The sequence below is a fragment of the Chitinophaga fulva genome (genome assembly GCF_012927205.1).
Taxonomy (GTDB): domain Bacteria; phylum Bacteroidota; class Bacteroidia; order Chitinophagales; family Chitinophagaceae; genus Chitinophaga; species Chitinophaga fulva.
Window position 1 is genome coordinate 3,332,738 of sequence record NZ_JABBGC010000001.1, and the last position, 12,273, is coordinate 3,345,010.

Genomic DNA, 12,273 nt, shown 5'->3' on the forward strand with positions numbered 1-12,273 from the left:
ACAAATTTTCAGAGGAAATGGTGGTAGTATTCGTAATAGTCCCAAAAATAAGGAAGAATTACGAATTCAGCACCGCTTCCTTCGGAATAGGCAGCTGATGCCCATGGCCATTGCCGTTATACTCCGGTGGTACCGGCTGGTCAACGGCTATTTTCGGAGGCATCAGCTTATACACCACCGGTGTAACAATTCTTGATAAGAGGGTAGAGCTGATCAGGCCTCCTATCAATACAATGGCCAGCGGCGCAATCATGGGATTGGTGGAGATAGCGATAGGTATCAGCCCGCCGATGGCGGTCAGCGATGTTAACACAATCGGCAGGAACCTGATCTCGCCGGCTTCCCGTATAGCTTCTTCCAGTGATTTGCCCTGTGCCCGCAACTGGTTGGTGAAATCCACCAGCAAAATGGTGTTCTTCACTTCAATGCCCGCAAGGGCAATCAGTCCAACGATGGCTATAAAAGAGAGCGAATTGCCTGTCAGCCACAGGGCCACGGCGGCACCCACAATTCCCAGCGGGATCACGGACAACACGATCAGCGTGCTTTTGAAGGTCTTGAATTCCAATACCAGTACGGCAATGAATAGGAATATCGTTACGATGATGATGCTCATGAAACCACCGAAGGAATTGTTCCTGCTTTCCACTTCACCCCCCATTTCGTAGGTATAACCTTTCGGAAGCTGCAACTGGTCCATCTGCCGGATAACATCATTGATAACACGGTCTGGCAGAAATCCTTTTTTTACAAAAGCACCTACTCCCACCAGCCTGTTTTTCTCCTGGTGATTGATGCTCAAAGGGGAGGTCTCCAATTTTACGCTGGCTACCTGCGACAGCGGAATGGCGGTACCGGCAGCATTGTTCACGTACAGGTCCCTGAACACGTCCAGTGTGGGTTTGCCGCTTTTTTGTTTGGTGACAAGGATGTCATAATCCGTATCGTTTTCGTCATTGTACCGGCCCAGGTTAATACCGGCGATGGCTAAACGTACTGCCCGGTCTATATTAACAGTGGGAATGCCCAGCTGTTGCGCTTTTTCGCGGTCAATATTCACACGGATGTCTGATTTCAGTGTGCTGACCGGGTTGTTGATATAGATGGTGCCTGGTGTTTTCTCCAGCATTCTTTCCACCCGTCCGGCCAGTGTACGCAGGGTATCCAGGTTATCGCCAAACAGCCTTACTTCCACGGGAGCGGTAATAGGAGGGCCCTGCTCAAAGTTCTTCACTTCCACTTTGGCGCCGGGATAAGGCGTCCATTTTTTACGGAGTTTTTCGATCAGGGCTAATTTATCATCCGGACTGGTATTCGGGTCCAGCTGGATAAACAGCTGTGCATAGTCGCTGTGCTCATTTTCCTGTACCTCGTTGTAATAGATGCGGGGATTGCCTTTCCCGATATTGCTGGCTACATAACGGATACTTTTTTCCTGTTTCAGCTCTTTCTCCAGCTTTTCCACAATGCTGTTGGTATAGGCGAGATTGGACTGGGGCGGCGTGAGCACGTTGATCAGGAACTGTGGCTTCTCTGAAGCAGGGAAGAGGCCAAAGCCCACTGCTTTCATGAGTACCATGGAACCGCCGAACAGTACCAAAGACACGAGAATGGTCAGCACCGGGCGATGCAGGGCTTTATCCAGCAGTCTGGCATAACTGCCATGGATCAACTTTTTCAGCAGGCGCATGAAGATGTTGCCTTCAGGATGACCGCTATGTGTTTTCAACAAACGGCTGGCAAGGAAAGGAATGATCGTCAGCGATACCACCATGGAAGCCAGTACGCTGAAGATCACGGCCAGCGGCATACTGCGGATAAAGTCACCGCTGCCCTCCGGCAGGAACACCAGCGGCATAAACGCGATGATAAGCGTGGCGGTGCAACCGATAACGGCCATGCCTATCTGAGAAGTGGCTTTCAGTGTGGCTTCCATCCGGGAGTGCCCTTCCAGCATCCAGCGCTCTATATTTTCAATCACCACGATGCTATCGTCTACCAGCAGGCCGAGGGCTACCACGAGGCCTACGATGCTGAGCTGGTTGAGGTTGTAGCCGAATAGGCGCAGCAGTACAACACCAATGGAAAGGGACAGGGGAATGGAGATCATCACAATGAGCGCTGGGCGCTGACCTAACGGTAACAGGGTAAACGCTACCAGTGCAATCGCGATCAGGAAGTCTTTACCAAGGCCGCTCAACCGGTGGTTCACGGCTTCTGCCTGATCAAAGTACTGCACCATGTCTATGTTGGCGGGCAGTGTCTTTTTAAACTGCTCAATGACGGGTTTGTATTTCAGTTGTGTTTTACTGATATTCTCTCCGGCTTTCTGTGCGGCAGACACGCTCACACTGCGGTGCCCGTTGAGCCGGGCGAAATATTTCTCATCTTCAAAACCATAATACACCCGGGCGATATCTTTCAGGAAGATATTTTTGCCATTGGCGGCGGTAACAATCGTGTTGGCGATTTCGTCGATGTTTTTGTAGTTGCCGCTGGTTTTGATATTGAAGCTTTTGTCGCCCGCATCGATGCTACCGCCGGGGATATTGGCCATCTCACCCTGGATAGCGGCCATCACGGTGCTGGAGGGCAGATGCAGCTGCGCCATTTTGTCCAGTTCCAGTTCCACACGTACCTGCTGGTCGGGGAGGCCATGTATCTTCACATTTTTGAGGCTGGAAACTTTTTCCAGGTCTTCCTGTAATTTTTCGGCATAGTATCGCAACTTATCTCTGGAAGCATTTTCTGATATCAGTGCTATCTGGAGTACGTTCACATCAGAGGGCTCTTGTTTTTTCACTTCTATGCTGTAAATGTCGGCGGGCAGGGAAGCTTTTTTGTTGTTGATTTCCCTGACCAGCTCCTGGTATTTCTGGTCTACGTTGGATTCGTATTTGTATTCCACGCGTAGTACGGCCACACCATCGCTGATGGCGGTGCGCAGCCGTTTGATATCAGCGAGGCCATAGATATCTTTTTCGAGTGGGTCTACTACGAGGTCTTCCATGTCTTTGGGACTGGTGCCGGGGTAGATGACCACTACGGTGAACTGTGGTGCCTGCATTTCCGGGTCTTCGGAGCGGGGCATATTGAGGATGGTTGTGATGCCGAGCACAACGATCATCAGGAAGATGACGAGGGTGAACTGGTAGTTCTTGACGGCATAACCGGATATTTTCATGGCGGTAGTGTTATTGGATGATACGGATGCGGGATTCGTCCTTCAGGTAGGCGCTGCCGGAGATGATCAGGGACTGGGCCTGTTCCATGCCCTGGCTGATGAGCACCTGGTCTTTTTCCATGCCGGCGATGGTGACAGGAATGCGGCGGGCGGTTTTGTTGTCGTTGGTGACAAACACATAGCCGCTGTTACCGTTGCCATCGAGCAGGGCGGCGTAGGGGATGCTCCAGGCAGTGCCGCCGCCGGTGCCGCCTGCGGTGATGTGGCATCTGCCGAACATACCGGTGGCAATGGCGGCGGGCTTGCTGCCGCTGAGTTGTACGTCTATCACGAAGGTGCCGCTGGCGGCATCAATGCCTTCGGATTTGCGTGTTACACTGCCGGTGAAGGTTTCACCTGGCAGGGAAGGGGTTTCAACGGTAGCTTTGTCGCCGGTGCTGACCTGTGCCCACTCTCTGTCGGTAACGCCTATACGGAGCAACCAGTGGGCGCTGCGGGCGCCGTTGATTTGTAATACGGAAGTTCCTGCGGAAACAAACTGGCCGGGGTTGGCGAGTTTGCGGAGTACGTAGCCGTCCTGTGTGGCGCGGATGGCGGAATAGCTTTTGTTGAACTGAGCGGAGCTGAGTTGCTGCCTGGCCATGTCCAATGCTGTTTTGCTGTTTTGCAGCTGTTCCAGGGTGGCCACGCTGTCATTGTGCAAATTGAGCGTGCGCTGATAGTCACGTTGTGCTTTTTCAAATCCCAGTTGCGCCTGTTGCACCTGCGCATCTATCTCGGTCATGTTGAGGGTGGCCAGCAACTGTCCGCTGTGAACGGCATCACCTTCTTTGACGAGGATGGTATGAATGATACCATTGGTTTTGAAAGACAGGTTCACTTCATCATCGGTGGTGAACTGCCCGGATGCATGGATGGATACGGCGCTGCCACGTTTCTCCAGCGGTATCACTTTTACCGGTATCACATCGGTGCTGTCTGCATTGCTGGCAGCGGTCTTTTTGTCGCCGCAGGCAAAGAGCAGCAGGGAGAGTGGAAGCAAAAGAAAAGTATTTTTCATGGAGGTATTTTTATAGTTGAACGGATTCGATATTGTAAGAGGCTTGTGCACGTTCTACACCGGCGTAAGCTGTTTGTACGGCGGCCTGTGATACGGCCATTTGTAGTTGTGCCTGCGTGAGCTGGTTTTGTGCATCCACCAGCTCGATGTAGAGCAGCTGTCCTTCCTTGTATACTTTCAGTTGATCGCGGTAATAACGCTGTGCGAATGACAACTGGCTTGCTGCAGTGGTCAGGTTGCGCAGCGCGGTACGATAGTTATTGCCGGCCTGATATAATTGTAGCTGCAAAGCGTCTGTAGTTTGTGCGGTGGCATTCTCGATGGCCTGTATGTCGAGTGTGGCCTGCTTGATGCGGTATTTGTACTTATGGGAGCCAAACAGCGTCCATTCGAGGTTCACGCCGAAGAGGTAGTAGCGGGACTTGTCATCGAAACGGAAGCCTGTGGATTGTGAGCCGAGATCTAGAAAAGTGCTCAGGCGTGGGATGATATAGGCTTTCTGTAATTTTTCGTTTAGGCGGTATGCGGTAGCGGCGCTTTTGTATTGCTGTAGCTCTTCTCTTCCGCTGATGTTACTGCCGGTGAGGGTAGGAGGCGGGTTGATCAGCAGGCTGCTGTCCAGCGCAATATCCGCGTTCAGCTCACGGTTCAGCAGGAAGTTGAAATACGCCTGGGCGTTCTGTTGTTCGTTAAGTGCCTTGCTGATGGAGGCATCCGTTTTCTCTTTTTCGGTCTGGGAGCGGTATAGGGCGGTGTTATTGCGGACACCGTTACGTACCATGCTTTCATTGATGCGGATACTTTCCTGTATCAGGGAGAGGGCGTTGCGGTAAATGGCTACGGCCTGCGATGCCTGATAATACTGGAAGTAGGCGGTCTTGATGTCCTGTACCAGTTGTCTTTTATATACATTGATTGCCGCTTGCTGCCGGGTCAGCTCTTCCTTTTTGATCTTCTGGTTGTAGTAGATCTCCGCATTGATCAAAGGTAGACTGGTCCTGAATTTAGCGTCATAGAAGTTGTCGGGGTTCAGCAATACGGACACGTTGTCCACCTGGGGAAACTGGTGACTGTTGGTCAATTGGTTCAGGCTGGAATACACAGGATTCAGCAGGTCGCCAATGGGCATGTCGATGGTGCGGCCGCCGCCGGCTTTGGTGTAGCTGCCCATGAAGGTTACATTGGGCCCAAAAAGACTTTTGGCTTCCTGCAGTGCTGCCAGTGATTTGTCCAGCTGAAAACGCTGGTCCTTCAGGCCTTTGTTGTTGGTGAAGGCCTGCCGGATATATTCGTCGAGAATACCGGCGCTGTGCTCGAAGCGGGAGATAGTGCTGTCGCCGTTCTGTTGTGTAGCCGGACGTATCGCGGCCGCGCCATCAACAGTTGAGTACGATACCCCAGGTGCTGCCACTAGTGCGTTTTGAGGAGGAATTCCTTTCCCCGCATATTGGGCCATCACACTCAATCCCGCGACCAGCAACGGTATTAACATTGCTCCTTTTGTGATGATTGTTGACATAATGAACGGTGTTTATTTATCTTGAAAAAAATAAGCCCGAAGGGCAGTGATTGTCAATGTTTATATACTGAACAGTGTTTAATACTGGTGCTTTAAAAAGGCCCATGGGCCTTTTTACGCGCTGCTTTATCAGCAGTCTGACATGCTTTTCTTTTGAGCGCTTTAACTTCGCTTCAGATATTTTCCTGTTGTCTGTAATTACTTTCCAGTGTTTCTGCCACTTTCAGTCTTTGTCTTTCTCGTAACTTTTCTGCCCTTCGGTTTTCTGCTCTGAACGTTTTCTTCTCCCCGCGATTTTTCTTCCCCTCGGTCTTCTGCTCTGCACTTTTTCTTCATCTTGAGACCTTCTCTCTCTGGTCTCCCTTATGCTTCTGGCCTTTCCTTTGCCTCAACACCTGACTACATCCAGGTATGCCTTGATAGAATCATCTATACTGACATTCAGTGTTTTTTCCGGCAGCTTGCATACCTTCAGCCGCGAACGGAGGTCCAGGCTGATCAGGCCGTGCGCAAAGGCCCAGATAGACATCGCTGCAACGGTAGGGTCCTTGAAGCGTATCACTTTCTTCTCCACACATTCTGCCACAAGATGGTACAATGCATCATAGGCAGAATCACCGTTTTTCCATTTTTCTTCTTCGCCTTCCGCATTCATCGGTGCTTTGATGATAAACATCAAATCATATAACTCGGGATTCTGCCGGTAAAAACCAATGTAAGCCCATGCAAGTTGTTCCAGCCTTTCCAGCGGGTCTGCCGCGGTAAGGTTGCGCGCAAAATGCTCCGCCAGCATGGCAAAAGCCTCCTTCTGCACGTCATATAACAGCTCGTCTTTGTCTTTGTAATACAGGTAAATAGTGGCAGGGCTGTATTCTATCTTGTCTGCTAGATTTCTGATAGATACTTTTTCGTAACCCTCTTCCACAAACATTTTAATCGCTGCGTCCACAATGCGTCTGCGCATATCTGCCCGCTCACGCTCTTTTCTTTCTGCAATGCCCATGTGAGAATGTTTACGCTGCAAATATACTGAACGGTGTTTATTTTCCAAATCGTTGATGAAAGATTTTCACTCTTTATTCTTAATATATTTTAAATGAATATGTTATATATGTTGTTTTTGTTTTTGGGAGACAACTAAATATGCCTCACTCCAAAGTCTCCCTGAAAAGCAAAACAATCCTCCCTTAAAATTTCAGCCAAAGCACCAGGTACGGTAGTGGTGATCTTTTGATCGCTCCACGTACAGGAAAGTCTCACCGTGATGCTGTGTTGGATGTATCGGTTTTGCTTTGTCAATGACCGCGTCCTGCACAACGCGCGTGGAATATGCCCGGTCGGAGGGCCTGGTTTCATCGATATAGGTTAATGGTTCCCTGTCGCGCAGGTACGTTACTGCAACCTAACAGGACAGCACGTTGTTATCCAGATATATGAAACTATCACCTGCAAAGAGATTATATCTCGGTCTGGCTGCTGTTACCTTGCTCATGCTGCTGGGTGGCATTCTTTCCTGGTGGCCCTTCCCGCTACGTTCACGCGTTACCGGCTTTATACCCCCATTGAATACTGCTATTATCATCTGCATTGGTTGTATTCTGATGTATTTTTTTTACAAAGAATTTTATCATGGACAGCTGGTCCGGAAAAAACTCAACAGTAAACTGCAAGAAGTGGTCATGCTCAACAGGGAATCGAATGACCGTAACTGGTTGCTCAGTAGGCTGAACGATATGAAGGAAAACCTGCTGGGCATTCATAAGCCGGAAAGCCTGGCGTATAAATGTTTGCTGTCATTCACGGAAAATGCAGGCTTCGTGGCGGGTGCGCTGTACCAGTATGAAAAAGACGAGGCTGTTCTTCGCTTGTGCAGCAGTATTCATCTGCCTGCAAATATTCCGGTGCAGTTTGCGCTTGGTGAAGGTCTTCCTGGCAATGCGGCTACCGGTAAGGATATATGCATCATCAGCCAGCTGCCTGTCAACTACCGGGGTATGGTTGCCGCTGGTACCCGGATATCTCCCGGTATGCTGGTATTTGTTCCGCTGTTAATGGGAGACGAGTTAATCGGCGTATTGGAACTGGTAACGGCCAAACCTGTTACCCCACTTCAGTTGCAGCTCCTTGAACTGGTATCCGGAGATGTGGCTGTGGCGCTGCATGCGGCGTACGAACGTGAAAAAGGACTAGTCCTCTTGCAACAGGTACAGGAGCAGAGAGAAGTCTTGTATTGTCAGCAGGAGGAGCTACGCCAGTCCAATGAAGAGCTGAGCCGCCAGTCTGAAATTCTTCAGGCATCTGAAGAAGAGCTGCGTGTGCAGGAAGAAGAACTGCGGCAGGTCAATGCTGAAATGGCGATGAAAAACACAGAACTGGAAACCGCCCGCCAGGCCCTTTCTCTCAAAGCAGCAGAACTGGAAGCCAACAGCCGTTATAAATCCGAATTCCTGGCTAATATGTCGCACGAACTGCGTACGCCGCTCAACAGTGTGCTGATACTGGCTAAAATGCTGGAGGAAAACAAGGAAGGTAATCTGTTCCCCCGTCAGGTGGAATATGCAGAGATCATGCATAAATCAGGTTCAGACCTGCTACGGCTGATCAATGATATTCTCGATCTCTCCAAGATAGAAGCTGGTAAGGTGGAGCTTGCGCTTGAACCGGTGCGTATTGCGGCCGTTATCGAAGACCTGGATAATCTTTTTGGGGTAGTGGCCCAGCAAAAACAAATACAATACATCACGGAAGTAGCCGCAGCCGTACCGGCAGAGATCACGACCGACAGGCTGCGGCTGGAACAGGTAATACGCAACCTGTTGTCTAATGCTTTTAAGTTTACGCCAGTCGGTGGGCATATCAACCTCTCCTGGTACTTGCTGCCTGAAAATGCGCTTTGTATCAGCGTTAAAGATACCGGACCGGGCATCCCCGCAGAAAAACAACAACTGATCTTTGATGCTTTTCATCAGGGAGATGGCGCCACTACCCGGAAATACGGCGGTACGGGCCTGGGGCTGTCCATTAGCAGAGAACTGATGTTGTTACTAAAAGGGGCCATACATCTCGAAACCAGCAGCTCACAAGGCAGCACGTTTACCGTGATACTGCCACTGAATGCTGAACCACTACAACTCCGCGATAACGAAGCGCCTGCTTTAATACGATTTCCAGCCGAACAAAATGATGACCACCGTCATCTGTTTGCCGGCGGTCAACAAATACTGGTCATCGGTACGGAAATATTCGCTGGCAATAAACTGAACGTCCATTATGATGTGGCCGTCAATATGGCTGCAGCAGCGGATCTGCTGGCAGTTGGGAAATACGATTGCATCATCCTGGACATGGGTTGCCACCCGGAAGCAGGTAAAGCTGCCCTTGCTGATTTAAAACAAATGAACACTGTGGCCCCTGCGCCTGTTATTGTATATATCGATCAGGATATATCAGCTTCCGAAGAACAACAGATTAGAAAACAGGTGGCAGCTATTATACGTAAAACCCCGTTCCTGACAGATCGCCTGACCGATGAACTGGAACGATTGCTGAATAACAGAAAGCTGCCGGAGGCTGCTCCTCATCCGCATAGCCATGCCCCTAAAAATTTACTCGCCGGAAAACGGGTGCTGTTGGTAGATGATGATATGCGCAATGTATTTTCTATGAGCGCATTGCTGGAAGAACAAGGCGTCTGTGTACTTACCGCCGCAGACGGCAGAGAGGCGCTCTCTGTGTTGGACTGTCATCATAGCGTGGATCTGGTCCTCATGGATATGATGATGCCGGAAATGGACGGTTTCGAGGCCATCCGGCACATCAGAAACGACCGGCGATTGATGCAACTACCTGTCATTGCCATCACGGCTAAAGCGATGCCGGGCGACCGGCAACACTGCCTGGATGCAGGCGCATCGGATTATATCGCTAAACCGGTAGATAGCATCAAACTATTATCACTATTGCATGTTTGGTTATCCTGAATTGATAAATACTTCCGATACCTATGATAAAAGAAATCAGTAATGAAGAACTGGAAACATTAGTTAGCCTTATTCACCGCCAATATGGCTACGACTTCAGCGATTATGCGCGCTCTTCCCTGAAGCGCCGCTTCCAGCGCTTTATGGGATACGCTTATATAGGCGGGGTGACAGAACTGTCAGACAGACTGCTACAGGATGCGGCATTCTTTGAGCGCATGGCACAGTTCATCACCGTCAATGTAACGGAAATGTTCCGTGACCCGCTCTTCTATAAAACACTCAGGGAACTGGTACTGCCCCGGCTGGCGACTTACCCCATTATTAAAATCTGGCATGCCGGCTGTGCTACAGGCGAAGAAGTATTTTCTATGATCATTCTTTTACAGGAAGCCGGTCTGCTGGAACGTTGCCGCATATATGCCACGGACCTCAATGCTGTCAGTCTCCATAAGGCGGAAAAGGCGCTCATACCCTTGAAATGTATGAAAGACTATACCCAGAACTACCTGCAGTCAGGCGGAATGGAAGATTTCTCCAACTACTATATGGCAGATGATGAGCATGCTGTTATTGATCAGGCGCTGCGTCGCAATATTGTTTTCTTTCAACACAACCTTGTCACTGATCAGGTGTTTAATGAGTTCCAGTTGATCTGTTGCAGGAATGTATTTATCTATTTCAACAAACAATTACAGGACCGGGTGCTGCGGTTGTTTTACGACAGCCTGGCGCCGTTGGGCTATCTCACCCTGGGATTAAAAGAATCAATGATGTTTTCCGAAGAAAGCGCCCGGTTTGACGCCGTTAGTGCTGTCCATAAAATTTTCAGACGTAAAAGCTAAATCTTGCAGATAACATCACCATATGATATGATCGCCATTGGTGGCTCCGCCGGCAGTTTGCCGGTGCTGGCTGAATTACTGGAACAATTGCCGGTGTCCATCGACTGCACGATGATGATCATTGTACACCGGCTGAAAAATGTGCCCAGTGACCTGGACCGCCTGTTGTCACTCAAAGCGCCCATCATTGAGCCGGAAGATAAACAACCAATATTATCCCGCAGGATATATCTCGCACCACAGAATTATCACTTGTTGATAGAAGATGAAGGCACTTTTGCATTGGATTATTCTGAGCCTTTGCATTACAGCCGGCCCTCCATCGATGTGAGTTTTGCCAGTGTGGCGGAAGCCTTCGGGCCACGCGCATTGGGCATCCTGTTGAGCGGCGCCAGTAAAGACGGTGCTGCGGGTATGCAACGGATCATCGCGGCAGGTGGTACCGGTATTGTACAGGACCCTGCTACAGCCTTGTTTGACACGATGCCACTGGCTGCCCTTGAGCTTTGCCCGGAGGCACTATCCATGAGCATTACAGATATGGTACATTTTTTAACGGAACTGAAAATGAGCGCAAAACATGACCAGTGATCCCCGGAATAGTTTTGCCATTTTACTGGTAGATGATAAAATGGAAAACCTTATCTCCCTGCAACGAATGCTGGAAGGGGATAACCGTTACTTTCACCTCGCTACGTCGGGCAACGAAGCGCTGAAAACAGTGCTCCGCAATAACGACATCGGCCTCATACTGCTGGATGTGCAAATGCCGGAAATGGACGGCTATGAGGTGGCCCGCCTGCTGCAGCTCAATCCCAAAACCCGCGATATTTCCATCATTTTCGTCACCGCTATCAATAAGGAAGAACAAAATGTCATCCGTGGTTTTTCCGCGGGAGCGGTAGACTACCTGTCCAAACCACTCGATGTAAATGTCACCCGCGCAAAGGTCAACGTATTTGAAAAATTATATTTCTCCCGGCAGGAACTGAAAGACGCGTTAGCAGAAAAAGAAAAAATCAACAAACAACTGGAGCGATTTACCTACATGGTGGCACATGACCTGAAATCTCCGCTGGCCGGCGCTATCAGCATGTTGTCCATGATCAGGGAGGAGGACTGTATACAACAGTCGCCGGAAATAAAAGATCAGATGACCACCGTGCTCAGTGCTACTAATCATCTTACGGAAATGATCTCCGCTATACTGGACTATGCCCGGCAGAATGATACTACAGAGACGATGGAAACAGTGGATATAAAACTGCTGATCACCGATATTTCTAAGTTACTGTTCCTGCCGCCCAATATCCGGATTGTGGCAGATGGCCCGCTACCGGTGATTACCGCCACCAGGCTGAAACTGCAACGGATATTCCAGAATCTTATCTCCAATGCCATCAAATACAATGATAAAGCTGATGGACTGATTGCTGTGGGCGCCACGGACCGAGGCGAGTTTTACGAGTTTTATGTCAAAGACAACGGTCCCGGTATGCAGCAGCGGGATACGGACCGCGTGTTCCGCCTGTTTGAGCGGTTGGACTACAATGGTAAAGAAGAAGGCTCTGGTATCGGCCTGAATATTTTTAAAATGCTGGTAGAAGAACAGGGTGGAAAAGTGTGGGCCGAGTCGGAACCGGGACAGGGCAGTATTTTTTATTTTCTGTGGCGCAAAATCTGAA

At 49.7% G+C, this 12,273-nt stretch carries 8 protein-coding genes; 4 read left to right on the top strand and 4 right to left on the bottom strand.

From position 1 onward, the window contains the following. Positions 1 to 58 precede the first annotated feature (58 nt). From HHL17_RS13590 to HHL17_RS13605, 4 genes are all read right to left on the bottom strand, one after another. Entirely contained in the window at positions 59 to 3,184 is a 3,126-nt protein-coding gene (locus HHL17_RS13590; protein WP_169225248.1) for an efflux RND transporter permease subunit, read from the bottom strand. Positions 3,185 to 3,194: 10 nt separating this feature from the next. Continuing rightward, positions 3,195 to 4,244 carry an efflux RND transporter periplasmic adaptor subunit gene (locus HHL17_RS13595; protein ID WP_169225249.1) on the bottom strand — a complete coding sequence of 350 codons (1,050 nt, stop codon included), beginning with the start codon at positions 4,242 to 4,244 and terminating at the stop codon, positions 3,195 to 3,197. Between the two features lie 10 nt (positions 4,245 to 4,254). Continuing rightward, positions 4,255 to 5,763 carry a TolC family protein gene (locus HHL17_RS13600; protein WP_169225250.1) on the bottom strand — a complete coding sequence of 503 codons (1,509 nt, stop codon included), beginning with the start codon at positions 5,761 to 5,763 and terminating at the stop codon, positions 4,255 to 4,257. A 388-nt stretch (positions 5,764 to 6,151) separates the two neighbouring features. After that, on the bottom strand, positions 6,152 to 6,766 hold the full coding sequence (locus HHL17_RS13605) for a TetR/AcrR family transcriptional regulator (RefSeq protein ID WP_169225251.1): 615 nt from the start codon (positions 6,764 to 6,766) through the stop codon (positions 6,152 to 6,154). A 430-nt stretch (positions 6,767 to 7,196) separates the two neighbouring features. Between HHL17_RS13605 and HHL17_RS13610 the strand changes: the two genes are divergently transcribed. The 4 genes from HHL17_RS13610 to HHL17_RS13625 are packed head-to-tail and all read left to right on the top strand — an operon-like array spanning position 7,197 to position 12,272. Then, complete coding sequence (locus HHL17_RS13610; protein WP_169225252.1) at positions 7,197 to 9,743, top strand: GAF domain-containing hybrid sensor histidine kinase/response regulator; 2,547 nt, start codon at positions 7,197 to 7,199, stop codon at positions 9,741 to 9,743. Positions 9,744 to 9,766: 23 nt separating this feature from the next. Continuing rightward, complete coding sequence (locus HHL17_RS13615; protein WP_169225253.1) at positions 9,767 to 10,588, top strand: CheR family methyltransferase; 822 nt, start codon at positions 9,767 to 9,769, stop codon at positions 10,586 to 10,588. 3 nt (positions 10,589 to 10,591) lie between these two features. Then, positions 10,592 to 11,179: a chemotaxis protein CheB gene (locus HHL17_RS13620; protein ID WP_240975231.1), complete on the top strand. Its 588-nt coding sequence runs from the start codon at positions 10,592 to 10,594 to the stop codon at positions 11,177 to 11,179. Next, positions 11,169 to 12,272 (top strand): sensor histidine kinase, encoded by a 1,104-nt coding sequence (locus tag HHL17_RS13625; protein WP_169225254.1) that lies wholly within the window; start codon positions 11,169 to 11,171, stop codon positions 12,270 to 12,272. The genes HHL17_RS13620 and HHL17_RS13625 overlap by 11 nt, the downstream gene beginning before the upstream one ends. The last annotated feature ends 1 nt before the right edge of the window (position 12,273 follow it).

Bases quoted from the DNA above. Each gene is read 5' to 3' on its own strand.
- HHL17_RS13590 (WP_169225248.1), bottom strand. From the start codon at position 3,184: ATGAAAATATCCGGTTATGCCGTCAAGAACTACCAGTTCACCCTCGTC.
- HHL17_RS13595 (WP_169225249.1), bottom strand. From the start codon at position 4,244: ATGAAAAATACTTTTCTTTTGCTTCCACTCTCCCTGCTGCTCTTTGCC.
- HHL17_RS13600 (WP_169225250.1), bottom strand. From the start codon at position 5,763: ATGTCAACAATCATCACAAAAGGAGCAATGTTAATACCGTTGCTGGTC.
- HHL17_RS13605 (WP_169225251.1), bottom strand. From the start codon at position 6,766: ATGGGCATTGCAGAAAGAAAAGAGCGTGAGCGGGCAGATATGCGCAGA.
- HHL17_RS13610 (WP_169225252.1), top strand. From the start codon at position 7,197: ATGAAACTATCACCTGCAAAGAGATTATATCTCGGTCTGGCTGCTGTT.
- HHL17_RS13615 (WP_169225253.1), top strand. From the start codon at position 9,767: ATGATAAAAGAAATCAGTAATGAAGAACTGGAAACATTAGTTAGCCTT.
- HHL17_RS13625 (WP_169225254.1), top strand. From the start codon at position 11,169: ATGACCAGTGATCCCCGGAATAGTTTTGCCATTTTACTGGTAGATGAT.